This is a genomic window from Pseudomonas sp. (genome assembly GCF_028293835.1).
Lineage (GTDB): Bacteria > Pseudomonadota > Gammaproteobacteria > Pseudomonadales > Pseudomonadaceae > Aquipseudomonas.
The window spans coordinates 25,183-51,851 of sequence record NZ_JAQGNX010000179.1 but is presented as its reverse complement, the minus strand read 5'-3'; the positions used below and the strand labels follow the sequence as shown (position 1 = coordinate 51,851).

Annotated in this window: 23 protein-coding genes; 10 read left to right on the top strand and 13 right to left on the bottom strand. The window is 57.7% G+C overall.

The genetic code is table 11. The features are described 5' to 3' along the window. Positions 1-49 precede the first annotated feature (49 nt). From JWR17_RS24660 to JWR17_RS24640, 5 genes are read left to right on the top strand one after another with little or no spacing between them, the layout of a single operon-like run. Positions 50-1,252 carry an acyl-CoA dehydrogenase family protein gene (locus tag JWR17_RS24660; protein WP_299835732.1) on the top strand — a complete coding sequence of 401 codons (1,203 nt, stop codon included), beginning with the start codon at positions 50-52 and terminating at the stop codon, positions 1,250-1,252. A gap of 2 nt (positions 1,253-1,254) precedes the next feature. Continuing rightward, positions 1,255-2,424 carry an acyl-CoA dehydrogenase gene (locus JWR17_RS24655; protein ID WP_299835730.1) on the top strand — a complete coding sequence of 390 codons (1,170 nt, stop codon included), beginning with the start codon at positions 1,255-1,257 and terminating at the stop codon, positions 2,422-2,424. Next, the gene (locus JWR17_RS24650) at positions 2,417-3,979 is read left to right on the top strand and encodes an AMP-binding protein (RefSeq protein ID WP_299835728.1); all 1,563 of its coding nucleotides are present in this window, start codon (positions 2,417-2,419) and stop codon (positions 3,977-3,979) included. Before JWR17_RS24655 ends, JWR17_RS24650 begins: the two co-directional genes overlap by 8 nt. Positions 3,980-3,998: 19 nt before the next feature. Continuing rightward, positions 3,999-5,003, top strand: coding sequence for an aromatic ring-hydroxylating dioxygenase subunit alpha (locus JWR17_RS24645; protein WP_299835726.1), 1,005 nt, complete (start codon positions 3,999-4,001; stop codon positions 5,001-5,003). A 2-nt stretch (positions 5,004-5,005) separates the two neighbouring features. Continuing rightward, complete coding sequence (locus tag JWR17_RS24640; protein ID WP_299835725.1) at positions 5,006-7,225, top strand: acyl-CoA dehydrogenase family protein; 2,220 nt, start codon at positions 5,006-5,008, stop codon at positions 7,223-7,225. 213 nt (positions 7,226-7,438) lie between these two features. Here the strand turns inward: JWR17_RS24640 and JWR17_RS24635 are convergent, their stop codons facing one another. Genes JWR17_RS24635 through JWR17_RS24625 form a run of 3 tightly spaced genes read right to left on the bottom strand, consistent with a single transcriptional unit; the run spans position 7,439 to position 9,923 of the window. Continuing rightward, positions 7,439-8,218 (bottom strand): enoyl-CoA hydratase/isomerase family protein, encoded by a 780-nt coding sequence (locus JWR17_RS24635; RefSeq protein ID WP_299835723.1) that lies wholly within the window; start codon positions 8,216-8,218, stop codon positions 7,439-7,441. Continuing rightward, entirely contained in the window at positions 8,211-9,122 is a 912-nt protein-coding gene (locus JWR17_RS24630) for an alpha/beta hydrolase (RefSeq protein ID WP_299835721.1), read from the bottom strand. Before JWR17_RS24630 ends, JWR17_RS24635 begins: the two co-directional genes overlap by 8 nt. Positions 9,123-9,128: 6 nt before the next feature. Beyond that, a complete protein-coding gene (locus tag JWR17_RS24625) occupies positions 9,129-9,923 on the bottom strand; it encodes an enoyl-CoA hydratase-related protein (RefSeq protein WP_299835719.1) in 795 nt (264 codons plus the stop codon). A gap of 146 nt (positions 9,924-10,069) precedes the next feature. Between JWR17_RS24625 and JWR17_RS24620 the strand changes: the two genes are divergently transcribed. Beyond that, positions 10,070-11,146 carry a glycerol dehydrogenase gene (locus JWR17_RS24620; protein ID WP_299835717.1) on the top strand — a complete coding sequence of 359 codons (1,077 nt, stop codon included), beginning with the start codon at positions 10,070-10,072 and terminating at the stop codon, positions 11,144-11,146. 44 nt (positions 11,147-11,190) lie between these two features. Here the strand turns inward: JWR17_RS24620 and JWR17_RS24615 are convergent, their stop codons facing one another. The 4 genes from JWR17_RS24615 to JWR17_RS24600 all read right to left on the bottom strand — a co-directional run bounded on the left by JWR17_RS24615 (position 11,191) and on the right by JWR17_RS24600 (position 15,340). Then, on the bottom strand, positions 11,191-11,997 hold the full coding sequence (locus JWR17_RS24615; RefSeq protein WP_299835715.1) for a metal-dependent hydrolase: 807 nt from the start codon (positions 11,995-11,997) through the stop codon (positions 11,191-11,193). Positions 11,998-12,142: 145 nt separating this feature from the next. Further along, the gene (locus JWR17_RS24610; RefSeq protein ID WP_299835713.1) at positions 12,143-13,291 is read right to left on the bottom strand and encodes an epoxide hydrolase family protein; all 1,149 of its coding nucleotides are present in this window, start codon (positions 13,289-13,291) and stop codon (positions 12,143-12,145) included. A 59-nt stretch (positions 13,292-13,350) separates the two neighbouring features. Continuing rightward, positions 13,351-14,169, bottom strand: a complete 819-nt coding sequence (locus JWR17_RS24605; RefSeq protein ID WP_299835711.1) for an enoyl-CoA hydratase-related protein — start codon at positions 14,167-14,169, stop codon at positions 13,351-13,353. A gap of 19 nt (positions 14,170-14,188) precedes the next feature. Next, entirely contained in the window at positions 14,189-15,340 is a 1,152-nt protein-coding gene (locus tag JWR17_RS24600) for a thiolase (protein ID WP_299835709.1), read from the bottom strand. A gap of 330 nt (positions 15,341-15,670) precedes the next feature. On the opposite strand from JWR17_RS24600, the gene JWR17_RS24595 reads away from it, so the two are divergent. Together JWR17_RS24595 and JWR17_RS24590 are read left to right on the top strand one after the other, a co-directional pair. Continuing rightward, the gene (locus JWR17_RS24595) at positions 15,671-16,531 is read left to right on the top strand and encodes a MaoC/PaaZ C-terminal domain-containing protein (protein ID WP_299835707.1); all 861 of its coding nucleotides are present in this window, start codon (positions 15,671-15,673) and stop codon (positions 16,529-16,531) included. A 26-nt stretch (positions 16,532-16,557) separates the two neighbouring features. Beyond that, the gene (locus tag JWR17_RS24590; protein ID WP_299835705.1) at positions 16,558-17,382 is read left to right on the top strand and encodes an SDR family NAD(P)-dependent oxidoreductase; all 825 of its coding nucleotides are present in this window, start codon (positions 16,558-16,560) and stop codon (positions 17,380-17,382) included. A gap of 46 nt (positions 17,383-17,428) precedes the next feature. Here JWR17_RS24590 and JWR17_RS24585 read toward each other — a convergent pair whose 3' ends face one another. Then, on the bottom strand, positions 17,429-18,610 hold the full coding sequence (locus tag JWR17_RS24585) for a thiolase family protein (protein WP_299835703.1): 1,182 nt from the start codon (positions 18,608-18,610) through the stop codon (positions 17,429-17,431). Positions 18,611-18,855: 245 nt separating this feature from the next. Between JWR17_RS24585 and JWR17_RS24580 the strand changes: the two genes are divergently transcribed. Beyond that, positions 18,856-20,481 (top strand): AMP-binding protein, encoded by a 1,626-nt coding sequence (locus JWR17_RS24580; protein ID WP_299835701.1) that lies wholly within the window; start codon positions 18,856-18,858, stop codon positions 20,479-20,481. A gap of 24 nt (positions 20,482-20,505) precedes the next feature. Continuing rightward, on the top strand, positions 20,506-21,357 hold the full coding sequence (locus tag JWR17_RS24575) for an alpha/beta hydrolase (protein WP_299835699.1): 852 nt from the start codon (positions 20,506-20,508) through the stop codon (positions 21,355-21,357). Between the two features lie 46 nt (positions 21,358-21,403). Here JWR17_RS24575 and JWR17_RS24570 read toward each other — a convergent pair whose 3' ends face one another. From JWR17_RS24570 to JWR17_RS24550, 5 genes are all read right to left on the bottom strand, one after another. Next, the gene (locus tag JWR17_RS24570; RefSeq protein ID WP_299835697.1) at positions 21,404-22,276 is read right to left on the bottom strand and encodes an acyl-CoA thioesterase II; all 873 of its coding nucleotides are present in this window, start codon (positions 22,274-22,276) and stop codon (positions 21,404-21,406) included. Between the two features lie 11 nt (positions 22,277-22,287). Further along, complete coding sequence (locus tag JWR17_RS24565) at positions 22,288-22,725, bottom strand: PaaI family thioesterase (protein ID WP_299835696.1); 438 nt, start codon at positions 22,723-22,725, stop codon at positions 22,288-22,290. Positions 22,726-22,742: 17 nt separating this feature from the next. Further along, positions 22,743-24,074 carry an MFS transporter gene (locus tag JWR17_RS24560; protein WP_299835695.1) on the bottom strand — a complete coding sequence of 444 codons (1,332 nt, stop codon included), beginning with the start codon at positions 24,072-24,074 and terminating at the stop codon, positions 22,743-22,745. 91 nt (positions 24,075-24,165) lie between these two features. Then, on the bottom strand, positions 24,166-25,818 hold the full coding sequence (locus JWR17_RS24555; protein WP_299835693.1) for an AMP-binding protein: 1,653 nt from the start codon (positions 25,816-25,818) through the stop codon (positions 24,166-24,168). After that, positions 25,815-26,660 carry an SDR family NAD(P)-dependent oxidoreductase gene (locus tag JWR17_RS24550; protein ID WP_299835691.1) on the bottom strand — a complete coding sequence of 282 codons (846 nt, stop codon included), beginning with the start codon at positions 26,658-26,660 and terminating at the stop codon, positions 25,815-25,817. Before JWR17_RS24550 ends, JWR17_RS24555 begins: the two co-directional genes overlap by 4 nt. Between the last annotated feature and the right edge of the window lie 9 nt (positions 26,661-26,669).

Here is a 26,669-nt window from a genome sequence, read left to right as displayed (position 1 = left end):
AACGCCAACACCGGCTTTAACTGAACAGGATTTGCTAAAGGAAAACATCATGCACCTGACCCTGTCCCCTTCGGACCTGGCCTTTCGCGAGGAGGTCCGCGCATTTCTCAAAAGTTCGCTGCACGCTGAGGTCATTCGCCGCAGCCTTACTGGCATGCACCCACCGAACGAAGACGATCGTCGCTGGTGGAACCGGGTATTGGCTGACAAAGGATGGTCGGCGCCTCATTGGCCGATTGAGTACGGCGGCACCGGATGGAGTCACTTACACACCCACATTTTCGAGTACGAATGCAAGCTGGCGGGCGCACCCGAGTTGCGTTGGCAGGGGCTGCGTCTGCTGGCGCCTGTGCTCTACACCTATGGCAGCGCGCAACAGAAGGAACGCTATCTGCCGGCGATTCTGCGCGGCGATGAAATGTGGGCACAGGGCTTCTCTGAGCCTGGGGCTGGGTCTGATTTGGCGGCGCTTAAAACAAAGGCCGTGCTGGACGGCGATCACTACGTGGTCAATGGCCAGAAGCTCTGGACCACGGAAGGCCAATATTGCGAACAAGGCTTCTTTCTGGTGCGCACCGAAAATTGTGATCGACCGCAGAAAGGCATCTCGATGATGATCATCGACATGAAGTCGCCGGGCATTACCGTGCGCCAGATTCCGATGATCAATGGCGACGGCTCGACCTGCGAGGTATTTCTCGACAACGTTCGGGTGCCTTGCGACAACATTTTAGGGGAAGTCGGGAATGCTTGGTCCCAGGCCAAATTCCTACTCTCCAACGAGCGCACGTCTAGCGCCGACATTCATAAAGCCCGCGCCGATCTGGAGCGTATCCGCCTCATCGCCAGCAAAGAATACAAACACGGCAAACCGCTGCTGGATGACCCGGCCTTCATTTGCCGTTTCACCGGGCTGCGGCTAGAAGTGGAGGCGCTTGAATGGTCAGTGTTGCGCGTGCTTCACGAAGCCCCCAGCCGTCACCCGATTGCGGCCTGCGCTTCGGTATTGAAAGTACGCGGCTCAAGCCTGCAACAAAAACTCACCGAACTGATGGTCAGCACCATGGGCCAGCGCAGCCTGCGGGTTTATAGCCGGGACGAAGCCTACGCCGCATCCAGCGATGACCCGCTCTGGCCTGCCCATGTGCCGGGTGTCACCGCCGACCTCATGTACTTGCGTGCTTGCACCATATTTGGCGGTGCCATGGAAGTGCAAAAGAACATCATCGCCAAACTGGCATTCGGGTTTTGACCATGAATTTCGACCTCACCGATGAACAGAAACAATTGGCGGACAGCGCCGAGCGGTATATCCGCGAACGCTACCCGTTCGAGGAACGTCGGCAAGCCACCGCAAGGGCCGATGGTTTCTCGCGCAAACAGTGGCGCCAATTCGCCGAAATGGGCTGGTTGGCCCTGGATATTGCCGAAGAGAACGGAGGATTGAGTGGAAGCAGCCTCGATCTTGCCTTGTTAATGGAGCCGCTGGGTCATGGTTTAGTGGTTGAACCCTTGGTCGATACCGCTGTGCTGTGCGCCAGTATCCTGAGCGGCGTCGGCCAAACGCAAAAACGCTTGCGCCTGCTGGAACTGATTGCCAGCGGCGAAAGCGTGATGGCATTGGCTCATCAGGAACAGCACTCGCGCAACGAATACCAGGTTGACGTTTGCACCCTCGCCCACAAGGTCACCGATGGCTGGATCCTTGATGGCCGTAAACACCGAGTGTTCCATGGCGCCGGGGCAGACCAGTGGCTCGTGAGTGCGTTACTCGAAGGCAGTCGCGAACCCGCCCTCTTTCTCGTGGAGCGAACTGCTATTGGGGTTTCGCTGGACGGCTACGAGTTGATCGATGGTAGCCGGGCCGCCGATCTGCATCTAAACAACGTCCGGCTGGACGACACGGCACTGCTGATGCACGGAGCGGCTGTGGCGAACGCCCTGGAAACCGCGCTGGATCGCGCCATTCTTGCCTTGTGTGCCGGCAGTGTCGGTTCCATGGAAGCGGTTATGAGCATGACCGCCGATTACCTCAAGACCCGCGTTCAATACGGCAAATCACTGGCTCAGTTTCAGGCGTTACAACATCGAATGGCCGAGATGTTCGTCGAGACGGATCAAGCCCGCGCCATGCTGTTCAGCGCCATCAACGCCTTCGAAGGAACAGACCCGGCACGCCGTCGCGTGGCTATTTCCGGAGCAAAAGTGTTCATTGCCCGCGCCCATTACTTTGTAGCCAGCCAAGGCATACAGTTACACGGCGGTATTGGCACCACCGATGAATATGCAGTGGGTCATCACTACAAATCCGCCGTGTACTTCGAGCAACGCTTTGGCGACAGCGACTTCCATTTGAGCCGCGCCAGTGAAAGCTGGATCGGTGCCAGCCTTGAATTGCCTCTTGGGGGTGCCTTGCATGCGTGATTATTTGCCACTGTCCTTCGCCGACGACCTGGAGCAACGTGCCCGGTTCTATCACGATGACCCCGCTTACATCCTGGGCGACAACAGCATCAGCCATGGCCAACTGCTCGACAGCGCCAAAAAGATCGGCTCGGCGCTGCACGGGGCGGGACTGAAGCATCAGGATCGCGTTGGGATCCTGTCGATGAACTCCCTCGAATTCGGCGAAATCATGGCGGCGACCCAGTGGGCCGGCTACATCCTGGCGCCGGTCAACTTCCGTCTGGCCCCCGCCGAGGTCGCCAGTATCGTGTGCGATGGCTCGCCCCGATTGTTTTTTTTCGAAGCTCAATACCTGCCCCTCATGGAGCAACTGCGGCACGAGTTGCCCTCGGTGGAAACCTACGTGTGCATTGGTGGCGCGAGCGAATGGGCGGTCAATCACGACGACTTCGTTGCCAGTGGCGATCCCCTCGGGCCGCCCAGCCGGGCCACTGAAGAAGATATCTGCTGCCTGATTTATACCAGCGGCACCACCGGCAAACCCAAGGGTGTGATTTGGGGCCATCGGGAATACCGTCAACTGATTCAAGTTGATACCTGGCTATGCGACATGCAACAACCCGATATCACCTTGATTGTGATGCCTATGTTCCACCTGGGCGGCATGGTCATCAGCCTGTCCCAGCACGTGCGGGGCGGCGCCGCGTATTTGCAGCGGCAATTCGAACCATTGGACGTACTCAAGGCCATCGAAAAACAACGACTGAGCATTCTGCTGCTGGCACCCACCATGGTCCAAATGGTGCTAGAACACCCCTATGTCAGCGAAGCCGACCTCTCAAGTGTGCGCACCATCATTTATTCGGCCGCGCCGATGCCGGTGCCGGTGCTGAAACGGGCTATCGACGTATTCGACGGGTGCGGCTTCGTCAACCTGTTTGGTCAGAGCGAGGTCTGCATGTTTTCGCTCTCGCCAGCCCAGCACCGGCCGGACGGCACCCCTAAAGAACGCCAGCGGCTCGGCTCCGTGGGCAAGCCGTACCCCAACCTGCTGGCCAAGGTGGTCGATGAGAACGGCGACGAGTGCGCGCCGAACCAACCAGGAGAAATCCTCGCCAAGAGCAGCGCCATGTTTCGCGGCTACTGGAATAACCACTCAGCCACCTTACAAACCCTACGCGATGGTTGGTGCCACACCGGTGACATGGGACGCTTCGACGAAGATGGCTTTCTTTACCTGGTTGACCGCAAGAAAGACATGATCATCACCGGCGGCGAAAACGTGTACTCCCGTGAAGTGGAGGAAGTCTTGCTCCAGCATTCGGCAGTTTCCGAATGCGCAGTTATCGGTATTCCCGATCCGAAGTGGGGCGAAAGCGTTTGCGCCGTGATCACCTTCAAACAGGGTCAAAGCGCCAGGGAAGATGAACTGATCGAACATGCTCGAGCGCTGATCGCCAGTTACAAGAAACCCAAGAAAATCATTGTGGTGGACGCTTTACCCAAGCTCGTGACAGGAAAGGTCAACAAGATCGAGCTGCGAAATTTGTACGCGAAGCCTATTGGCGTATAACAAAAAAAGGAGACTCACCATGTTGAATCTATCCATGAAACCAACAGGCTGGTTTCAAATCGGTTGGAGCGCTGAAATCCCGCCAGGCGCGGTCAAGCCGATGAAGTATTTTGACCATGATTTAGTTGCGTTTCGCAGTGATAAGGGCGAACTGGCGGTGCTGGATGCACACTGTCATCACATGGGGGCGCATCTCGGTTACGGCGGCAAAGTCAAGGGCGACTGCGTCGCTTGCCCTTACCATGGATGGCAATGGAATACTCAGGGCGAAAATGCCCTTATCCCCTATCAAGACCAGCCCATACGCAAAAAATTGCACAAATGGGATGTCGTCGAGCAACACGGCATCATTTTTTTCTGGCACGACCCGGCGGGCGGGTCACCGCGGGATGGTTGGTTGCCTGACGTATTTGCTCACCCCGATTTGCCAGCCAACCCTGACGACTACTACCCCTGCTACCCGGATGCTGTGGTGTTCGCGCCCAACGAAGCGATTCACCCGCAATTGATGACTGAAAATGCCGCCGACACCATGCATTTTCGTTTCACTCACAACGCCCCTGAAGACCCGGTACTGCTGTCTTTCGACACCAGTGGCCCGATCTGGCAAGCCGCAACCGGATTTCGCTCCAAAGCGACCAAAGAAATTGCCATGTACTTGCATGCGCGCAACGCAGGAGTCGGCTTGAATTTTTCGATCTTCGACCACCCGCAGCTAGCACGCCGACTGGTGTTGTCCTGCACGCCAATCGATGATCAGACATCCGACCTGCGCGTCAGCTACTACTTTCTGCGAGACCCAAAATCGCCAGATGTGATGCCTGAATCCGTGCGTCAAATGGCACGCCATACGGTGTCGCTGTTTGAGGAGGATGCGGTGATCTGGCGCCATCAAAAGTTTGTCCAACGGCCGATTTTCGCCCGACAGGACGTTGCCGGGTATTCGGCATTGCGCAGTTGGTGTGAGCAGTTCTATGAGGCCACCGAGTCCGCTCAAGGCCCGATAAAAGTAATGGATGCCTGACCATGAACCTGACCCTTACGCAGGAGCAGCAGCTGTTACTCGACACTGCCAACCGCCTGTTTGCCAGCGAGTCCACCGCGACCCGGGTTCGCGCCGCTGAAAACACCGGCTTCGACCCTGTTTTGTGGCAGCAACTGACAGATCTTGGCATCCCTACCATGCGTGTCCCGGAATCGGCAGGTGGTGCCGGCATGGGACTGCTCGAAGCCTTGTTGGTAGTCGAAGAAGCCGGGCGCTATCTGGCGTCTGTTCCCTTGGCTGAATGCTTGCCGGCTGCTCGTCTGCTGGCGCTGCTAGATACAGTTGAGGCGTCCCGCCTGCTGGAGCAAATCCACTTCGGAAAACGGATTACTTTGGTCCCCCAACCACTGACGTACTCGCGTCCGATGGTGTTGCCGGGAGCAGGCGCAGCCGAGGCCCTTCTGGTGTGTGAAGACGATGCAGTCTATGCGCTATTGGGATTGGCGATCACCCCCCACCAGGCCAATCTCGGGTCTGACAGTGTCCGTGTCCTCAACCTCGCTGACTGCGCGGTTGAGAAACGCCTGTTGGCCCGCGGCGAGTCAGCCAGCAGATTGTTTCAGGCTGCAGTGGAGGAGTGGAAAGTGCTAAAGGCGGCCATGCTTACCGGGCTGGCGCGGCAGGCTATTCAACTGGCCGCCGAGTACTCCCGAGAGCGTGAACAATTCGGTCGCGCCATCGGCAGCTTTCAAGGCATCGCTCATCCCTTGGCCGACGCCCTCACTGAAGTTGAAGGTAGCCAATTACTGTCCCGGCATGCCGTCTGGGCCATTGCCCGCCAGCAACCGGATGCCGCCGCGCTGGTGTCCATGGCCTGGTGGTGGGCCACGCAATCGGCCGGGCGCGCCGTTGCCTGTGCCCTGCACACCTTTGGTGGTTATGGCGTGTCGCTGGAATACGATGTGCAACTCTATTATCGCCGCGCCAAGGCCTGGGCCTTGTTCAATGGCGACCCCAACCATGAACTTGATAGGCTGGCCGACCGCTTGTGGAATGGTCCACAGGACATTTCACTGCCGGATGCTGGCCACGTCACCCTCGAATTTGGTTATGGCGCCGATGCCGAGGATTTCGCAGACGAGGTGCGCGGGTTCTTTCACGCCACCCTGACCGAGGAATTAAAGGCTCACGCGCATCATTCGGTCGACGGCTTCCACGCGGGCTTCAATCGCATGCTCGCCGACGCCGGCCTGCTGTTTCCCCACTGGCCTGAAGCGTTCGGCGGGCGAGGCAAAACTGCTTTCGACATGGCAGCCCTGGGCGAAGTGTTCGAGGAATTCAACTGGCAACGCATCACCGCCCCTATCACCAATCAGGTGGCACAAATCGTCATGCGATTCGCCACTAAAGAGGTCAAAGACGAAGTCCTGCCACGCTTTGCCAGTGGTGAATCGTTAGCATGCCTCGGCTTTAGCGAACCCTCCTGTGGCTCCGATGTGTTTGCCGCCAAAACCCGCGCCACACGCACACCCGAGGGTAATTGGCTGATCGATGGGCAAAAGATATTTACCACGGCGGCGAACTTGGCCGATTATATTTTCCTGCTGGTTCGGACCAATCCAAACGTTCCTAAGCACGCTGGTCTGACGCTGTTTCTGGTGCCTATGAATCTGCCGGGCATCGACATCCATCCGATCTTCACCCTGCAAGACGAACGCACCAACATCACCTACCTGAGCCAGGTGCAGGTAGCCGATCGCTACCGCGTGGGCGCTATTGACGGTGGCACTGCGGTAATGGCAGCCACGCTTGAGCTTGAGCACGGCGGCGATCAGTACCGAATCAGTTTCAGCAACATGTACAAGCACGCCGTGACGTGGGCGCAATCCACGCAACGGGATGGCCAACCCGTGATTGCCTGCCTTGATGCACGTCGACGGCTGGCGCGGGTGGCGGTACACACCACCCTCGCCCGGGACCTGTGCTACCGGGTTATTTGGGGGGTGAAAGATCAGGTTCCCGGTCGAGCGGCCTTCGGACCGATGTCAAAACTGTTCTCCACCGAACAGTACCAACGTGATGCGCTTGATCTGATGGACCTGTGCGCTCCGGAATCGCTGATGCAATCCAACCTGGGCGTGGGCCAGGTAGAAATAAGCTACCGACAGTCCATCGGCATGACCATCTACGGTGGCACCAGCGAAATCCATCGCAGCCTGATCGCCGAGCAAGGACTGGGTATGCCCCGCTCACGGACCTGAATGGCTAGACAGAGCGCTTACCGAATGTGTATGGGGGCTTGCTTGTTTTACGACTGCTGCGCAGCCGATCACGAGTAAGCCCGCTCTACGTTAGATTTTGTGTTTGCTGCGCGACAGGGCGACAGGGCGGCGTCGAAGACCGGGGCGGCATCTCTTGCGCATACGTTGACTGTGGGATCTTTGCCCGCTGGGGATCTCACTCCCCTTTGGCAATCAAACGCCTTGAAACACCGCAGGGCGCTTCTCCATAAAGGCACTGACGGCCTCGCGATGATCCTTGGTCAGGTACAGCGCGGCCTGATTATCCAGCTCATAGCCAAGCGCTTCATCCAGAGTATTGATCCCCCGAGCCAGGGCCGAGCGCACCAATGCGACAGAGAGCGGCGCATGGGCGGTAAAGGCCTGCGCCAACTCTACCGCCCTCGACAACAGCGCATCGGGGTCGTCGACCAGGCTGTCGACGATGCCGAGCCTCACGCCCTCTTCTGCATCAACCACAGCGGCACTGAAGAACAAACGTCGCGCCTGGGCCATCCCGATGCGTTGCGGCAGGCTCCACAGCAGACCCAGATCCGGCACCAACCCAACTTTGGCAAACGACGACACAAACTTTGCAGTAGGGGCGGCCACTACATAATCGGCCGCAGCGGCCAGCGAGAAGCCGGCACCGGCGGCATAGCCTTCAACCGCCGCGATCACCGGCTTATTGCCTGACACCATGGCTCTGACCACCCGGTGCCCCAACGCCATGCGTCCGCGACCCACCGGCAAAGGACGCTCGGCCGACATGCCGGACACATCGCCCCCCGAACAAAAATGCCCGTTGGCGCCCCTCAGTACAATCGCCCGACATTCGGCATCTTCGTTCAGAGATTCCAGCTGATCGGCAAGCACCGTCAGCAGGTCTCGGGAAAGGGCATTGCGGGTTTTCGCGTTATTCAACGTGACTACCGCCACAGCGCCCTGCATGTCCAGCAAAACCAAGTCATTCATCTTCAACTCCACTGGCGAACAGGCCGCGCAGAAGTGTGATCAGCGCAATCGGCTGATCGATCATCAAGTGGTGGTGGGCGCCTGGAATCCCGAAGGGCCCCCGGCCGCTTGGCAACCCCGACACAATACGTTCGGCCATATCCCGGGAAACGATGGCGCTTTGTTCGCCAAAAACGACATCCACCGGGCAGTGGACCCTTGGTAATAAAACTGCACCGGGCTCTTCGTGCTCGACTCCGTTCGGCATCATAGGATCGAATTTCCAGCACCAGCCCTGACTGTGCTCAGCCATTGAATGTCGGGCTATATGCTCGGTGATATAGGGCAACGCCAGCGGCTGCTCCGGTAATAAACGATAGCGCCCAAGCGCCGTTTGCTGATCGGGGTAATAGCGTCTGACTGACGGTTTTATCGGATCGTCTGGTGGCACGTCCTCGGGGAAAACCACCAACGCGTCGAGAACAATCAAACGTTTGAACAAATCCGGTCGATCACCGCAGGCGCTCATGATCCGTGAGCCGCCGTAGCTATGCCCAACGGCAATGACAGGGCCCAACCCTGCTTCTTCGATCAAACCAATGATGTCTCGCGCCGCGAACTGCCATGGGTAGTGAGCACGATGCTCGCTATCTCCCATCCCTGACAAATCGAGGGCGATGACGCGATAATCCTCCATGAAAAAAGGCGCGATGCTGTCCCACCAGTGAGCGTGAGCCCGCAAACCATGCACCAGTAAAAGCACCGGATTATCGGAGTGCTGTGACCAACTGAGGTAATGCAGACGGACACCGTCGACAGTGACGTAATGCGACGTTCCGGGCTGGCCGGTGGCCCAGCGAAACCAGCCGGGCACCTCCGCTGGTTGCGCAGTTGAAATGGCTTCGGGCAAGGAGGTACTCAGCATGGTCAATTAACGCTGATTGAAGTTGGGTTTGCGTTTTTCGCGGAAGGCCGCAATGGCTTCCACATGATCCTTGGCCGCCGAGGAAACGTTTTCGTAAGCCATGCCTACGTCCATCATGCTGGCCGCCAACTGGCGCAGCGGTACGTTGATGGTCGATTTGCTCCAGCGCAAGGATTGCACCGGTAACGCAGCCAACTTGTCGGCGTAAGCATCAACGTAGGCGTCCAGCTCTGCTGCGGGTACTGCCGCGTTGACCATGCCCATTTCGACGCCCTGCCTGGCTGTGAATTTTTCGCCAGTGAACAGGTAGTGTTTGGCCCGGGCGTACCCCATTAATAACGGCCACATGATTTGCCCGCCGTCACCGCTGACCAGGCCCACATTATTGTGAGGATCGCCGAAACGCGCGGTGTCAGCCGCAAATATCACATCACAGAACACCGCGACAGTAGCCCCCAGGCCAATGGCGTCTCCGTTGACCTTGGCGATCACGGGTTTGTCGCATTCAAGCATGCCATTGACAATGCGCTTGGCCTCACGCACGCAACGATAAAATTCCGAAGGGTTGTCGTGCAACCATTGCATGTACTCGATATCGCCACCGGCACTGAAGGCGCGTCCGGCACCGGTCACAACGATAATGTCGCTGTCTTTGTCTTCAACCAGGTCGTAGAACAGCCATGACAGTTCGGTATGCGATGGCCCAGCGAAGCTGTTGAGCTTTTCCGGCTGGTTGAAGGTCACGGTCAGAACGCGACCACGGCGCTCGAAACTTATCGTCTTATAGTCAGCGAAATTCATCGTCATCCTCCAAGGATCTGTTAATTGTATTTATTATAAAACTGACTGTAGGTCAGTTATGTGTAGAATGTATAGCAGCAGATCAGGGCTTGCAAGCGCGAGCCTGAAGACAATAAAAACTGAAATTCATTTCTATGGAGTTTCCGATGAGAATATTCGCCGCAACCTCACGCTACGTTCAAGGCGACGGCGCCCTGGACCTGTTGGGCCAGCAATGTCAGGTCCTTGGACGAAGCGCGTTCGTGATCACGGACACCGAGATCGCGCAACTGTTGGGAGAACGGGTAATCAACAGCTTCCAGGCTGCTGATGTCGCCTGTTCATTGCAGATTTTCCCTGGGGAGATCACCCATGCTGCCATTGCTGTTCTGGCCAGAGATGCCATGGGGTTCGGCGCCGACATGATCGTCGGGCTCGGCGGCGGCAAGGCACTGGACACCGCGAAAGGTGTCGCCTTGAGACTGGGACTGCGCAGCGTCAGCGTACCGACCATCGCATCGAACGATGGTCCTGCCAGCGCAGCCATTGCAGTGTATGACGACAATCACATCATGCAGGACATCCTGCATTTGCCACGCAACCCGGACCTGGTGTTGGTCGATACCCGCGTTATCACCAACGCACCTGTGCGTTTTTTACGAGCAGGTATCGGTGATGCCATTTCAAAAAAATTCGAAGCCGAAGCCTGTGCCGCAGCTGGCGCACATACCCTGCTCGGCACACCGGCGTCGATCACTGGATTGATGGCGGCGAATACGTGCTATGAGATTATTCGCAAGCACGCCGCGGGCGCATTGCGGGCGGTGGAAGCCAAAGAGGTCAATGATGATCTGGAAGCGCTGGTTGAGGCCGCTGTGCTGCTAAGCACCCTCAGTTTCGAAAACGGTGGACTGTCGCTGTCCCATGCGATTGCTCGGGGCTTTTCCTATCTCAATCGAGCTAATGGCACTTTGCACGGCGACCATGTGGCGTATGGGTTGCTGGTGCAGCTGGTCATGGAGCGACGCCCCACAGCCTTTATCGAGGAGCTGTGCGCCTATTATCGTGAAATTGGGCTGCCGACCCGGCTTGAGGATTTCGGGCTGAACCACCCGACACCTGAAGAAGTTCGCGCATTGGCCGTAAACGCCATGGTCAGCCCGAGCGCTGCACGGTTTGCGCCGCCGGTAGATGCAGATCAACTAGAGGCCGCAATCAAGCGGGTCGAACAACTTAATCCCTAGACATCACAACGGGGAACTCAGGCTCCCCGTTATGCACTTTAAACTCAGGAAAACCGGGACAACAATTCCGCCATCCCTGGGGACGGCACCATTTTTCCGGGGTTGTAGAAGGGCGAGAGTACTTTGACCAAGCGTTTCTTACTGGCCTTGGAAATTTTCGCCCTCAACACTTTTTGACGTTCGATTGAAGCCGCACGGTCAACCTCACTCATGTTCTCCCGATCAACGTCGTTCATGTAAGCCCCGACCCGTGCAGTATGGGAGCCGATGTGCTTGACCGCATAAGCAAACACCCAAATACGGTAAAGCCACGCGAACAAGCCTTTGCCGTACAGCGCCTCATAGGCCTGAAAGCATACTTCGCGATGTTCAAATTCTTCAGCCAGGTGCCACTTCCACAAATCCACGGCTTCCTGATCGGAGCCGGCCAAATACTCGTCCAACTCCTCAAAAAAGACTTGGCCGGCAGAAGACCCCATGGCTTCGAAACCCTCGCAATAAGCCACATTGAAGCGCAGCGAGCGGGTCTCCAAGAAACGCTGGTAGTCATCCTTATAGGGCTTTTCCAACGCCTGCATGCCCGCGTAACCGGACTTGTAGAGCATTTTGTTGAACGCGACGTGCTGCTTGCAGTGCTGTACTTCCTGCTTGTTGAAAATCTCGATATCTGCCCGCAGCTTGGGATGCTTTTCCCCCAAGGCGTCTTTGACCCGCATCATGACCTTGACCAAAAACGGCTCGATGTGTGCCGGCACGGTGGAAAACGCGTTGTAGCTCTGGGCAAACTCGCGAACCGGCGCCCAATGGGGGCGAATACTCGAAAAGTCGAAGGTGGGTTGACGGACTTTCATCACCGCAGTTCCTCTTATTGTTATTGGACACGTTCAGCGGGCTGGGCACAAACATGCCACGGCCCTCTTTACGTCAAGATAAATGACTATCAGTCAGTTGTATGCTGATCGATGTACGACGTCAATCGTCACGACACTCCTCGGACTAACGGCTCGCAGCCACTGCAGAGCCCCACAGACGTATATCGCCAACAAAATGGTCCGGCACTTCCATCGCCGCAAAGTGGCCGCCTTCCGGCAGCGTCGTGAGGCGGTCCAGGTTATAGACCAGCTCGATGCGGCTACGTGGCGGCACGGGTGTTAGCGCGTCGCCCGAATATTGGGCGAACGCGGTGGGTGTTTCGCAGCGAATGTTTTCTGGTAGCAGCGCAAAACCTTCTTTGACCACGCCCGGATAGAAGCACAACGCACTGGTGAAGCTGCCGGTCATGACGTAAAGCACAATGTTGTCGAGCAATCTATCAAGGGGGAACACCTGTTCGAACGGGCGTCTGCGTAAATCCGCCCAGTCATGAAAGCGCTCAAGGATCCAGGACGCCTGCCCTAATGGATTGTCTGCCGCTGCCCAGGCGATGGATTGCGGCTTGCTCATTTGAACGGCGGCATAGCCGCTGTAAACGCGCTGGGCCAGGTCAGCCCGCCGCTGCCACTCTATTTCGGCTTCATCGCGGCCAGGCGTGAGGGAACGAAATCCCAACATATTCAAATGAATTGCCTCGACGGACCGGGGATAATCAAGCCCCAGCCAAGACGTTACTATTGCGCCCCAATCGCCGCCTTGGGCCAGGTAGCGGGGATAGCCCAACACCTCAGTCATCAGTGTGTTCCACAGCCTTGCAGTCTGCCGCTGGCCAAAGATGCTTGACGGCTTACCGCTAAAACCAAACCCCGGCAAGCTGGGAATAATCAGGTCAAATGCATCTTCGGCCTTGCCACCATGCCGCGATGGAAACGCCAGTGGCTCGATCACTTCCCAGAACTCAAGATGCGACCCTGGCCAGCCATGGGTCAGCAGCAACGGCCGACGCCCTTGAGCTTCGCCTTTGACGTGGACGAAATGCACGTCCAACCCGTCTATTTCGGCGATGAATTGTGGATACCGGTTGAGCCGGGCCTGACAGGCTCGCCAGTCGAACTCCCGAACCCAGTAAGTCTGCAGCCTGTTTAAAAAATCAGCATCGCAACCCAACGTCCATCCCGTTCCCGACAGCACTTGCGGCAAGCGGCAGTCTTCAACTTTTCGGATGACGCGCTCGATTTCGGCGGCGGACCATTGCACCTCGAATGCCTTCATTTTTGTTGTTCTCGTCTTGTTCGGTGGTAATTGCCTTTCGGGTGGAAGACAACCTCGAATCAGCTCCAGCTCCAGTCCGGCTCACGTTTTTCCAGGTAAGCACGGCGCGCCTCCTGGGAGTCGTTATAGCGCGTGACTCGGCCGGTGTAGTCCTGCTCAATGCGATAGCCCTCTTTAAGCGAGAGGTCTTCGACTCGGGTCAGTGACTCTTTGGCCAAGCGCAAGCCGATAGGACTGTTGCGGGCGATATTCGCCGCCAACTCAATAGCCGACGCCATTAGTTTCGCGGGTTCGACCACCGCTTCGACAGCCCCAAGACGATAGAACTCGTGGGCGGAAACCGCTTCGCCGGTAAAAAACATTTTGCGGGTCTTGAACGGACCTACCAGGCGCTGCAAATGACGGGCGCCGCCCAGCACCCCAGCTTTGATTTCCGGCACAGAGAAACTGGCGTTCTCCGATGCAATGATCAAATCGCAGCACGCCACCAGTACCAGGCCGGCACCAATCGCCTTGCCATTGACCGCCGCGATCACTGGTAATGGGCAATCGAGAATAGCCCAGAAACATTCGCGCACCACGGCCCCGGGATCAAGCAGGTCAATGGTAGTGTCGCCTTGCGCCAGGGTGCGTGCATGACGCCGCGCCGAATCGTTGAGATCGATGCCGGCGCAAAATAGGCGGTCGCCGGGAGCCGTGAAGATGATCACGCTGGCTTCAGTCGATCGAGCGAGGGCGTTGAAGGTTGCGGTCAATTCGCGGACGGCCACCGAATCGAGGGCATTGACGGGGGCCCTATCAAGGGTAACAAAAGCAATGCGGTCGCGAATTTCAGTGTGCACATGCTGCATTTCGGTGCCAGTGACGGTAGCGCTCATGGTGCGATATCTCCTTGGATCAAAGGGTTTCAGCGGTACCGAGAATCAAGGTTGCCTGGCTCGATAACGTGCCGCCATTGGCGTGTGCCAACGCCAACCGCGCATTGGCTACTTGCCGCTGGCCGCCCTCGCCACGCAGCTGCACGCAGGACTCCACAAGAGTGAACAAGCCGTACATCCCCGGATGGCAACAGGACAAGCCGCCGCCATTGGTATTGACCGGCAATAAGCCGCCGGGCCCTATGGTGCCCCCGGAAACGAAGTGGCCACCCTCGCCTTTTGGGCAAAAGCCCAAATCTTCAAGAAACAGCAGGGTATTGATGGTGAACGCATCATAGAGCTGCACCACATCGATATCAGCCGCAGTAACGCCGGCCAATGCATAGGCGCGCTGGCCCGATTCACGGGCGGCGGTCACCGTCAGATCCTGAGATTGGTCGACCCCCGAATACCAGGTGGCCGCGGCGCCGCCGAGCAAATAAACGGGCTTAGCCTGCAAATCCAAGGCCCGATCAGCCCGGGTCAAAACGATGGCCGCCGCCCCGTCAGTGACCAAACAACAATCACGGACACTTAAAGGGTCAGACACCATCCGCGCTTTCAAACAGTCTTCAATGGTCAGTTCATCGCGAACGAATGCATCCGGATTGAGTTGCGCCCATTGGCGCGCCGCCACCGCGACCTCGGCCAGGTGTTCACGGGTCGTGCCGTACTGATGCATGTGTCGGGCCGCCGCCAATGCGTAAGACGACGCGGGTGTGAGCGGCTTGTAGGGTTTTTCATAAGGTGAAGGCAGGCGCATGGACACCAGGCCCCCAGCTGCCGTTCGTTGATTGCTGCCGTACATGATCAACGCGGTATCGCAGTAGCCGTTCTCAAGCATCAGGGTGGCGGCGATAACGTGAGAGTGAAACGCCGAGCCACCGGTACGATTGTTCTCAGTGAAACGCGGTTTGATGCCCAGGTATTCCGCAGCGCTTAGGCCCGATAAGGCGTCATCGGGGGTGCAAACGAACAGCGCATCGACATCCTGCAGGCAGAGATTGGCATCGTTGAGCGCCAACACGGCGGCCTTGGCAGCCAAATCCAGGGGCCGCATGCCCGGCGACTCCCCCATGCCATAGGTCGCGGCACCGACGATTGCCACTTTCCCGCGAGGAAAACGCTCCATTACAGCACTCCACTTAGACCCGAATTTAACCGGCAATTGATCTGGACTTTGAATTAATAACTAACATAGTATCAGCTATACAGCTAAATTAGCGCATGCCAGAGAGCGGTGCAATAGCAGCTGCTGCAGCAGGGCTTAGCTGCGCCTATGCCAATAAGAGAACAGCAACCATGAGCGACACCTCGCATCCCGTCTTAAACCCGCTTTGGGCACGCCCCGCTTGGGTCGACGGGATGCTGGACCAGCCCATGGCGCTGATCAGCCCATTGCGTGCCCTACTCGCTTCACCCCGCCGCTAGGTATTTTTCTTTTTCTCCCAAGGAATTCCCCATGGCCCTCGACTACCACAAGCTTCTCGAACTGCAGATACCCGATACCCGCCAAAGCTATATTCACAAGGACAGCATCCTGTATGCCTTGAGCCTGGGTTACGGCAGCGATCCGCTGGACTGCCGACAATTGCCGCTGGTATATGAAGCCGATTTGCACGCGGTGCCAACCATGGGCGTGGTATTGGCGCACCCCGGCTACTGGCCGCGAACCCTTGCTACCGGTCTGGATTGGGTGCGTATCGTCCATGCCGAACAAGGCCTGACGCTGCACAAGCCATTACCTGCCGAAGCCCAGGTAATTGGCAAATCAAGGATCGTCGACATCATCGACAAAGGTGCGGATAAAGGCGCGCTGATCACGTACGAGCGACGCATCCTTGAAGCCGTCAGCGGAGAGCCGCTGTGCACCATCACCCAAACGATGCTTGCCCGTGGCGATGGCGGTTTCGGGGGACCTCAACGCAGCGCCGCGCCTCCCCCGGTTATCCCGCAGCGTCCAGCCGAACACGTAGTCGATCTTTGCACCCATGAAAACATGGCATTGCTGTATCGACTGAACGGCGACTGGAATCCCCTGCACGCCGACCCAGCCATTGCCCTCAAAGCCGGCTTTCAACGGCCGATTTTGCATGGACTGGCGACCTGGGGTTTGGCTGGGCGCGCAGTGCTACAGGCCGTTTGCGGCTATGACGGTCGGCAGATAGCGTCGATTTTCGGGCGGTTTACCGCGCCAGCGTATCCAGGCGAAACCTTTCGCACAGAGATTTGGGTGGACGGTGCCGTGGTTGCTTTTCGAGTTCGCAGCCTGGAGCGTGATGTCGTCGTGATCAACAACGGTCGAGTCGAACTCAGAGGCTGAACCTCTTATCTTTTAAGGAGACAAGCATGAACCCTAACGATATTCGCTTGGATGGCAAAGTGGCCTTGATTACCGCTGGCGCCAATGGCATTGGCGCCGGTATCGCCGAAACCCTATCCAATTTCGGCGCCCGCGTGGCCATTGCCGACATTGATCGGGAAAATGGCGAACGTCTGGTGCAGACCATTCAAGCACTCGGTGGGCAGGCGCTGTTTGTGCCCACCGACGTTAACCATCCGGAGCAGATCATCGCCGCTGTGACCAAAACTGCGGAACATTTTGGCCGCCTGGACATTCTGGTCAATAACGCAGGTGGCGTCCGTAAGGGGCCGTTCCTGGAGCAAAGCGAGCGCAGCTGGCGGCGACACATCGACTTCAATTTCATCAGCATGCTGACCGCAACCCAAGCGGCGGCGAAGGTGATGATTGCGGGAGGTCTGGGCGGAAGCATCATTAATATCGCCAGTAGCGAGGGCCTGCGGGCCGCTCCCGGGTTTGCCGTGTATGCGGCCTGCAAGGCAGGCATGATCAGTTTCAGCCGGTCGATGGCGCTGGAATTGGCGGAGCATGGCATTCGGGTGCATGCGTTGGCGCCGGATATGATCATGACCCCTGGTTTAAAGCCCTACTTCGACGCCGCAGGGGAATCGGGCAATGCCGCACGTGACCGCTACATCCCGTTAGGGCGCCCTGGCTCGACCTACGAACTGGCCGGTGTCGTGGCTTTCCTGGTGTCGAACATGTCGTCCTACGTTACCGGCTTAACGGTCCCGGTAGACGGCGGTGCGATTGCTTCCAGCGGTTGGAGCCGTTCGCCAGCGACCAACCAATGGGACCTTTATCACGGCTGAGCACCTGGGGGGCGTGCCAAAGCCTTACGGCGCGTCCTGCCCGAGACTACTCGCGCGACAGCAGCACCGCGCCAGCCAGCGGGCCGCCGCCGTTGCTGGCGACGGCCAGCTTTGGTTGTCCTGGAACTTGCCTTGCGCCACCCTGACCGCGCAGCTGAAGTACCGCCTCATGCACATGACCCAAGCCGTGCAGACGCCCGGCGGACAATTGCCCCCCACCCGTCGCCAACGGTAACTCACCGTCCAAAGCGATTCTTTTTCCGCCTTCGACAAACGCAGCCGCCTCGCCTCGTCCACAAAATCCAAGGCCTTCGAGCCACAGCAGACTCAAGAAGCTAAAGCCGTCATACAGCGCCGCTACCTTGACGTCGGCGGGTGTGTAATCCGTGCGTTGCCACAGCCGTCGACCGGCCTCTTCGGCGCAATAACGGGTCATGTCGCCCATCTGATCCCAGGTATCACGTCCGGTGAACGGGCCGCAAATCGACTCTATGTTTACCGGTTTGGCACGCAAGTCAGGCGCGGTATCGCGATGGGAAACGATCAATACCGTTGAGCCATCCACTGGCACGTCGCAGTCGTACAGGCACAGTGGGGTCGAAATCATCCTCGACCCCATGTACTGGTCCATGCTCAATGGCTCTCGGTATACAGCAACGGGATTGAGTGCGGCATTGCGCCGGGCGTTGATCGCAACGGCCGCCAGCTGTTGGCGGGTCGCGCCGAACTCATGGAAATACCGACTGGCCACAAGGCCTACCCAATTGGCCGCAGAGGAAGCTTGAAAAGGCACCTGGAATTCACCGAAACCTGACACGCGTGCCGTACCACCCACCAGGCTAGAGCGAGTGCCGGAGGCCAAGGCACTGGACTCGGTAACGGTTCGAAAACACAGCACGTGTTTGGCCTGGCCTGAGGCAACCGCCATACATGCGTTGATCAGTGCACTCATCTGGGTGGCTTCGTTACCCGCGCTGTACCAGTTCAAGTCCAGCGCTAATGCCTCTTTGACTTGGCCAATGGAAACTGGCGAAAACGCGGGCATGTCGGCGCGGTACCCCGGCCAACTGGCGACGCCATCAATGTCCTTGCGATCCAGTCCCGCATCTTCCAGAGCAGCAAATATAGCCTGCAACGTCAGGTCGAGACCACTACGCCCAAGCCTGCGCCCCACGGTGGATTGTCCAATACCGGAAATAATCGCTTGGCGCTCTGGTGCCATTGTCATGAAACTGCCTCTTTTTTTATTGGTTTCGGTTTAACTTGCCTTTCGATGAAGACAATAGACGAATGCTTTATATGAAGTGTTGACCCGTTTGCAACACTGCGGCAGACTTGGAAAAATGTCAAACAGTCAGTTATGGTAAAATCGAGCATTCCGACGATACCGGCTGACGGCCCAGATAGCGGTAAATCTTTCTCCCGTTCCGGGAGAGAGGATGCCTACAAAAATAAGATTCGAGGTGACGATCCATGGCAACACGAGAAACAGGCTGGAGCTCTGATCAGGTAGACACCATCAACGCAGTCTTGCAGCGTGCAGTGCAGAAATACGGCGACCGCCAGTTCCTTGATGTGCTTGGTGACACTTATAGCTTCATTGATATAAATCATGCAGCTTGCCGTCTTGCCAATGGGTTGAAAAAACTGGGCGTGACCAAGGGGCAAACCGTAGTCACCTTGCTGGACAACTCGGCCGACGCAGCCTTTATCTGGTTTGCCATTAACAAATTGGGTGCTGTCAGCGTGCCCGTCAACACCGCGCTCAAAGGCGAGTTCCTCCGCCATCAAGTGGGCGATGCCGGAGCTGCGGTCGTGATTGCCGAAAGCGACTACGCCGAACGCGTAGCGTCGATTGCAGACAAGCTGCCTAAGCTGACGACGCTGGTCCATCGGGGTAAAACCCCAGACCTGGTCTTTGAGCAACGCTTGCTAGGATGGGAAGACTTGCTCAGTGATGACAGCAGCGAGCCGGGGGTAGAGATTCTGCCCAGCGACCTCGCAATGCTGATCTATACCGGCGGCACCACGGGCCCGTCAAAGGGTTGCATGGTCAGCCACAACTACACGTGCAGCCTGGCACGGCAGATGTTGATCATCACCAACCGGCAGGAAGACACCATCACCTGGACGCCATTGCCGCTTTTCCACCTCAATGCGGTGTCGACAACCCTGTTGGCAAACATGATGGTCGGCGCCCAGGTAGCCATCTACCCACGCTTCTCAGTCTCCAACTTCTGGCCTGAAATCGAACGCACCGGTGCCAACGAAGTGCAGTTGCTGGCAGCGATGATGCCAATGCTCGCGGGTGCCCCTGACAACGAATTCAGCCTGCGCTGCCACGGTCAACTCAAGGCCGTGTGGGGCGCGCCGTTTCCGGAAGCAGTGCAGGATAAGTGGAAACAACGCTTCGGCGTCATTCATACCGTATGTGGTGGCTTTGGCCTGACCGAATGCTCCCTGCCAAGCATTCTACCGTTCGGGACGGTGGGCAAGCCCGGCAGCTCTGGCCTGCGCAACACCGAAGACTTTGACGTGCGCATCGTCGATGACAACGATATTGAGCAACCCGCCAATACTGCCGGCGAGATCATTGTTCGGCCGCGCAAACCTAGCGTCATGTTCGACGGGTACTGGCAACGGCCTGAAGACACCCTCAAAGTCATGCGCAACATGTGGTTCCATACCGGCGACATCGGCATGTTCGACGAGGATGATTATTTCTATTTCCTCGACCGCAAAAAAGACTACCTGCGCCGACGTGGCGAGAACATTTCCAGTTTCGAAGTGGAAAGCGCGTTTCTGCAACACGCCGCCGTTGACGAAGTGGCTGCCCACGCCGTGCTGTCCGATCTGGGGGAAGATGAATTGAAAGTCACCATCACCCTCAAGCCAGGATCATCGCTCAGCGAAGAAGAGTTGTGCCGTTGGGCTGCCGATCAGATGCCCTACTACGCCGTTCCCCGCTATATCGAATACCGTGAAGCGTTGCCGAAAAGTCCTTTGGGGCGTGTCTACAAGTTCCAATTGCGCGACGAAGGCGTCACTGTAACGACCTGGGATCGCGAAAAGTCGGGCCTCATATTGGCCAAGCGTTGATCGCCACCGAAGAGGGGTATTTGCATGGCACAGTCACCTGTCTGGTTTACCGGAGGGTCGGGAAACCGCCTCGCCGCTGATGTTTCCGGCCCTGATGATGGGCCACCGGTGCTGTTGCTGCACGGTGGGGGGCAAACCCGTCACTCATGGTCAAAAGCCCATCAGACATTGGCCCAGGAAGGTTATCGGGTAATTTCACTGGATGCTCGCGGCCATGGTGAGTCGGACTGGATCGAGGACGGTGACTACAGCAATCAGTCCCAGGTAGACGATCTGGTGGCAGTCATCAATACCCTGGAGGCGGCCCCCGCGTTGGTAGGCGCCTCAATGGGCGGGGTCAATTCGCTCATCGCTTGCGCGGCGTACCCGGCGCTTGCCTCAACGTTGATTCTGGTTGACGTTACACCGCGCCTGGAATCAGAGGGGATTGATAACATCATCCGTTTCATGACCGGCAACGCCGATGGCTTTACATCCCCCGAGCATGCCGCAGATGCCATCACCGCCTACAACCCGAACCGGGCCAGGCCCAGCAGCACGCGTGGTCTGGAGAAGAATCTGCGGCTGCGCGAGGACGGTCGCTGGTACTGGCACTGGGACCCGCTTTTCATGGCGGGCAATCACCGACAAAAAGTAGCTGCCGTCAGTCAACGCATGGTGGAAGCTGCGGGCAAGATTCGTATCCCGACCCTGCTTGTGCGGGGGCAGCAAAGCGATGTGGTCAGCGCCAAGGGCGCGCAAGAGTTGCAGGCAATCATTCCCCATCTGAGCTTCGTTGATGTAGAAGGGGCCGGCCACATGGTTGCTGGCGATAAGAATGACCTGTTCAACGCTGCGATTATCGAATTCCTCCAACGCCATCACCCGGCGCATTAGAAGAGGTTGCCACGCTGCATTTTCAAGGGCCGTCGCAGGCCCTTTTTTAGTGGCGCGGACTGATCAAACCGTCTTGAGCCGCCGAGGCCACCAATTGCCGCGACTCATCGAATATCCGCACGTGGGACAAGGCTCGACTGGCTTGCAAGCTCGGACTTTCACACACGAACAGTAGCCATTGGTCAGCCCGGCAGGGCCGATGAAACCACACGCTATGGTTGAGACTGGCAATGAACAACCGCTCCCTTGCTTCCATCAGTGGTACATGACGAAAAATCGCCGCACTGTTGACCCAGAAATCGCTGAGATAGGCCAAAGCCGCCGCGTGCAACGATGGTTCGTCCGGCAAGCGCTCATGCAGCTTGAGCCAAAACACCAGCTTCGGCTCGGCAGAGGTCTGGCGCAGGTAGCGCTGCGGCTCGACGATCCGCAGTTGCAAGCAGGACTTTTCGAAGCGACCCCAATCGGCGTTGTCGCCGTCACGCATTTGCGTCATTGACAACAGTTCGCCTGGATCAGGTACGACCGGGGCGGCTTCGACATGGACGAAACCTTCCATGGGGGTGTGGAACGTCACCTGAGCGTCCAGCACGCGACGCTCCTGTTGACGGCCACTGACATGAAAGCTCGCGAATCGTTTGCCTTCTTGCAACGTTGTAACGGCGTAACTCACCGGCGAATCGGGCAGCGCACCTTGTAAAAACAAACATTGCAGGGTGGCCGCGTGTTTGTTGGAGCAGCAGCGTTGAGCTGCCAGCAGGGCTTGTGCCACAAGCTGACCGCCAAACACTCGGCCATTGAGGTTGGCGTCATGCTGCAGCGCGGTGAACACCTGCGAATCGCCGTGTGCAAACGGAAGCAGATCGATCAACGCCCGCTGATTCCAGAGCCGCGCCTGGGGCGGGTGATCTGCCGTCATGCCGGGCCCCTTCAAACGACTGATGTCGGCCGATCAATGTACTTGAACGTTCCCGAAGCAGTGGCCAGCAACTCGCCCGCTTCGTTACGCACTTCAGCATCGCAGAACGCCAGCGATCTACCGCTGGAGCGTAAAAAACCTTGCGCGTGCAACAGTGTCCCCATTACCCCGCCTGGACGCATGAAACTGGCCTTCATTTCCACTGTGACGCAGCTCTTGTTGCGCCCGGAAACGAAGGTGCTGCACGCCATCACCACATCCAGCAAGGTCATGATCACACCACCGTGAGCGCTACCCCCGCCATTCATATGGAAGTCTTGAAGCCGGACGTGCAGAGTTGCACCTTGCTCGTCCATCTGGGGTGCGCCCAAAAACGCCAAATGTTGCATCAAGGGGTCGAGCCCTTGATCGGCCATCAAGTGCGCGAGAAAAACGGCAGGTTCTGTCATGTCATGGCTCCTTGGATTCACTGCGTCGCACCGGGCGCGGAATGTATTGATCCAATGGACTCGTTCTTCTTCGGAACAAGCGCGTCATCCATTGCAAACCGAGGATAGCGGCCCAGCGTCAATAGCAGTACCGAGCCCAGTGCAAACGCACACACGCAGTAAACCAGCATGGCCGTGTAGTTGCCGGTTCTGGCAAACAGCAGTCCATAACCGAAAGGCGCAATGGTGCTACCCAAGCCAATCAGGCCCATGTGCAGGCTGTAAACCCGAGCATAGTCGCGCATGCCGAAGTAACGGGCCATCAGGAACGCCGCAATGTCCATTTCCGCGCCCGCCCCCAGCCCTACCAAAATCGAGCCCAACATCAGGATATGCATATCTGATTGGGTCATGAAAATCAGGCTGCCTATGGCCGGCATCATCATGACCACGAACGCTACAGCCGGCGCCCAGAATCGGTCGATAAGGTAACCGACCACTACTCGCCCCATTACCAACGAGAGGCCGTAGATGCCGAAAACGCTGGCAGCGTCTGCCGCCGACAGCCCCTTGTCACGAAGCAAAGGCACCGTATTGATCACCATGCCGATCATTGCAGTGACCGCGAGCACAAGGGCGAGATTGCACACCCAGAAACGCTTGGAGCGTGCAGCCTGACGCAAGCTCATGCCGGGCAACTTGACCGCTTGGATGTCCGCATGCTCCGCCACCGCGACCTTTTGGACCAGCGGCGCAGCCGACGATAGCCAGAACAATGACAGCGGCAATGTGATCAGAAGTGGCAGCAGCCCCAATACCCAATACCCGGCGCGCCAGCCCCATTGACCAATCGACCAACTAAGTAATGACGGCAAGGTCAGCGCGGCCATGCCGGTCCCACACAAAATGATCGCAAGCGCCAAGCCCCGATTGACGTCGAACCACAGGTTAACCAACTGCGTCCAAGTGACCTGCATCGTCCCAAGACCGGCAAACGCCAGCAGCATATAGCCGCCATAGAGTTGCCAGATCGAGCCGGTATTAAAGGTAATCAGCAGATAGGCCAATGGCAGTGTCACCAGTGAACAGATCGTCACTGACCGAATTCCGTAGCGCTTGAACAGCCAGCCGGTGATCTGAATGGAAACCACCGAACACCCGAATAAAAAAGAAATCGCGGGCTGGATCTCCCCACGCGTCCAACCGAACGCATCCTGCAACGGCACCATCATCGAGCCGAATGCGTACAACGGTGCAACGCTGACCGAAGTCCCGATGCCGATCAACGCCAGGATTAATATCCGCCAGCCCACACGAAACTCGGCGAAATTGATCGCCAACGATTGCTCTGTTTTTTCGGTGGGACGCATGCTGACACCTCATTATTTTTATGGTTTTACGCTGAAAGCGCGCCCTAGTGTAGAAGCGCGCCGCCGTCATTAGCTAACATTATGTCATTTATCAGCGTTTATCAAAGGTCACGTTGGCTTTGATCCGATCCCATGTCGCGGGGGTAATGCCTTGATCGCGCAATTCGTATTTGAGAATGCGCCCCACGGGGCTGCGCGGGACTTGAGTGCGGAACTCGATATAACGTGGCACTGCGTAATACGGCACACGATCGATAGCCCACCGGCAGAGCTCTTCCTCGGTCACGGTGCCACCGGGCCGTAAAACGGCCGTCACCTTGACCTCGTCCTCGGAAAGCTCCGAGAACACGGCGTGCACCGCTACGTCTTCGATTTGCGGGTGCGCGGCAAAGGTTTTTTCCATCTCGTAACTGGAGATATTTTCCCCTCCACGACGCATGTAATCCTTCTTCCGATCCAGAAAAAAGAAGAAGCCGTCTTCATCGATCTTGCCGATATCACCCGTGTGGAACCACATATTGCGCATGGCTTTCAGGGTGTCGGCCGGCCGATTCCAATACCCCTCGAACATCACGTGCGGCTTGAGCGGCCTCACGATCAATTCCCCCGCTGTGCCGTAAGGCAGTTCGACGTCGTTGTCGTCCACCACTCGAATGTCGAACGAGTCGCAGCGCTTGCCGGCACAGTTGGGTTTTTCCGGTTCGCCAAACGGCAGCAGGGTGACAATCGCGCATTCGGTCAGGCCAAAACCAGCTCCGCCAACCGTGTGCCTGACGCCGAAACGCTCACGCCAACGTTGTTGCAGTTCTGGTGGGAAAGGTGCGCTATAAACCTTATTCAATTGCCCATGACAGCGTGCCATGGCTTCGTTGTCGGGGGCGCCAGCCAGCAAAGGGCCCATGGATGCGAGCAAATTGGCCTCATTCGCGCCGCTACGTTCGATGTCCGGCCAAAAACCGGATACCGAGAAACGCGGATAAACAACCGATCGAGCTCCGATCATCAGGTTGCACAGGATCGTGGTCACGGTCGCATTTAGGTGAAAGAGCGGCAGCGGCGTCCAGGTGATGGAGTCCCGAGTACGGCCATGGCACAGGATGATTTGCCGTGCCTCGTTACAGGCATAGTTATGGCTGATCATGCACCCTTTGGAGGGCCCAGTGGTGCCGCCGGTATAGATCAACATGGTGAGATCGCCCGGCCCGACGTTGACCTCCGGATCGGTGTCATCGTCACTGCGCAGACTGTCCAGAGCGACCATTTGGGTAGCTCCGCCCAGACCTTCGGGAGCATCGCCGCGGTGAACGAGGAAGCGCAAGTCAGGCAACTGATGGACGATCTGGCAAATGCGCTCGGCATAGTCCGTTTCAGCGATCACCATTGATGCATTCGCGTCAGCGATCTGATGGCGCAGGAATTCGCCCTTGAATGCCGTGTTCACCGGCACGCTAATCGCACCCAACTTGTTCAAAGCGAACCACAACAACACTGCATCGCAGTTATTGTCCAGGATCGTGACAACAGTCTGTCCCTTTACCACCCCCAACTTCGCCAAACCATTGGCAAGGCGGCAGGACTGGCGCTGGATATCAGCGAAGCTTAGAACATCACCCAGGATGTCTAGAAAAGGTTGATCGCCAAACTCGCGAGCGGCGCGACGCACCACATCATTGACCGTGTCTGAATCACCGGCCGACCAGCCAGCCAGCGCGTGAAGGTTTTGCATTGAAGGGGCAACGCTCATGGTTGTGAGTTCCTGTAATGAGGTGAGCAATCGCGGGTCAGGCGCTGCCAGCGCAGACCCGCCAATTCGAGAGCGTGTTCGTGGGTCAGGACATAGAAGCGCTTTTCATGAATGGCTATCAGCAGTTGTGCTGCCACTTGCTCAGCGGTCACGGTCGCGTTCTGTAGGGCGTTACGCGTGTTCTGCCGAAAAGCCACTGCCGCATCGCCGGGCGCAGGGGCCGTGCAATCGGGGTGGTCACTGCCGGGACCCGTCATCCCGGTGGCCACCATGCCCGGACAGAGTACCGACACCGCGATGTCTGCCTTCAGGGTGGACAGCTCAAGGCTCAGGGATTCCGAGAGCGCAATCAGCGCCGATTTAGCTGCCGCATAGGGGCTCAGGTACGGCAGTGCCATCAGTCCGCCCATGGACGCGGTGTTGACGATGTGCCCTTCTCTGCCCTGCTCGATCATCAGCGGCACAAAACTGTGCAGGCCATGCACAACGCCCATTAGGTTAACGTCCAATACCCGTCGCCAATTGGCCAGGTCATGCTCCCAACTGACACGGGGCAGGTCGCCGGTAATGCCGGCGTTGTTGCACAACAAATCGACGCCGCCCAAGGAGCCGACGTACGCCGCCAATGCCGCCACCGAATCCGGATCGCTGACATCGGTGGGCATCGCAACTACATTGCCGGCCTTAACTTTAAGACTTTGAAGCGCGGTATCCAGTGCTGCGCCGGGCAAATCCGCCAACACCACACGCATCCCCTCTCGGATGAAAAGCCGGGCCATGGCCAGACCCAGTCCGCTGGCAGCACCCGTCACCACCGCCGTCTTGTTCAGCAGTTCCAACATGACATTCCT

Bases quoted from the DNA above. Each gene is read 5' to 3' on its own strand.
- JWR17_RS24585 (WP_299835703.1), bottom strand. From the start codon at position 18,610: ATGACAATGGCACCAGAGCGCCAAGCGATTATTTCCGGTATTGGACAA.
- JWR17_RS24630 (WP_299835721.1), bottom strand. From the start codon at position 9,122: ATGCTGAGTACCTCCTTGCCCGAAGCCATTTCAACTGCGCAACCAGCG.
- JWR17_RS24565 (WP_299835696.1), bottom strand. From the start codon at position 22,725: ATGACAGAACCTGCCGTTTTTCTCGCGCACTTGATGGCCGATCAAGGG.
- JWR17_RS24640 (WP_299835725.1), top strand. From the start codon at position 5,006: ATGAACCTGACCCTTACGCAGGAGCAGCAGCTGTTACTCGACACTGCC.
- JWR17_RS24560 (WP_299835695.1), bottom strand. From the start codon at position 24,074: ATGCGTCCCACCGAAAAAACAGAGCAATCGTTGGCGATCAATTTCGCC.
- JWR17_RS24650 (WP_299835728.1), top strand. From the start codon at position 2,417: ATGCGTGATTATTTGCCACTGTCCTTCGCCGACGACCTGGAGCAACGT.
- JWR17_RS24645 (WP_299835726.1), top strand. From the start codon at position 3,999: ATGTTGAATCTATCCATGAAACCAACAGGCTGGTTTCAAATCGGTTGG.
- JWR17_RS24655 (WP_299835730.1), top strand. From the start codon at position 1,255: ATGAATTTCGACCTCACCGATGAACAGAAACAATTGGCGGACAGCGCC.
- JWR17_RS24590 (WP_299835705.1), top strand. From the start codon at position 16,558: ATGAACCCTAACGATATTCGCTTGGATGGCAAAGTGGCCTTGATTACC.
- JWR17_RS24660 (WP_299835732.1), top strand. From the start codon at position 50: ATGCACCTGACCCTGTCCCCTTCGGACCTGGCCTTTCGCGAGGAGGTC.
- JWR17_RS24620 (WP_299835717.1), top strand. From the start codon at position 10,070: ATGAGAATATTCGCCGCAACCTCACGCTACGTTCAAGGCGACGGCGCC.
- JWR17_RS24580 (WP_299835701.1), top strand. From the start codon at position 18,856: ATGGCAACACGAGAAACAGGCTGGAGCTCTGATCAGGTAGACACCATC.
- JWR17_RS24575 (WP_299835699.1), top strand. From the start codon at position 20,506: ATGGCACAGTCACCTGTCTGGTTTACCGGAGGGTCGGGAAACCGCCTC.
- JWR17_RS24550 (WP_299835691.1), bottom strand. From the start codon at position 26,660: ATGTTGGAACTGCTGAACAAGACGGCGGTGGTGACGGGTGCTGCCAGC.
- JWR17_RS24595 (WP_299835707.1), top strand. From the start codon at position 15,671: ATGGCCCTCGACTACCACAAGCTTCTCGAACTGCAGATACCCGATACC.
- JWR17_RS24555 (WP_299835693.1), bottom strand. From the start codon at position 25,818: ATGAGCGTTGCCCCTTCAATGCAAAACCTTCACGCGCTGGCTGGCTGG.
- JWR17_RS24570 (WP_299835697.1), bottom strand. From the start codon at position 22,276: ATGACGGCAGATCACCCGCCCCAGGCGCGGCTCTGGAATCAGCGGGCG.
- JWR17_RS24635 (WP_299835723.1), bottom strand. From the start codon at position 8,218: ATGAATGACTTGGTTTTGCTGGACATGCAGGGCGCTGTGGCGGTAGTC.
- JWR17_RS24610 (WP_299835713.1), bottom strand. From the start codon at position 13,291: ATGAAGGCATTCGAGGTGCAATGGTCCGCCGCCGAAATCGAGCGCGTC.
- JWR17_RS24600 (WP_299835709.1), bottom strand. From the start codon at position 15,340: ATGGAGCGTTTTCCTCGCGGGAAAGTGGCAATCGTCGGTGCCGCGACC.
- JWR17_RS24605 (WP_299835711.1), bottom strand. From the start codon at position 14,169: ATGAGCGCTACCGTCACTGGCACCGAAATGCAGCATGTGCACACTGAA.
- JWR17_RS24625 (WP_299835719.1), bottom strand. From the start codon at position 9,923: ATGAATTTCGCTGACTATAAGACGATAAGTTTCGAGCGCCGTGGTCGC.
- JWR17_RS24615 (WP_299835715.1), bottom strand. From the start codon at position 11,997: ATGAAAGTCCGTCAACCCACCTTCGACTTTTCGAGTATTCGCCCCCAT.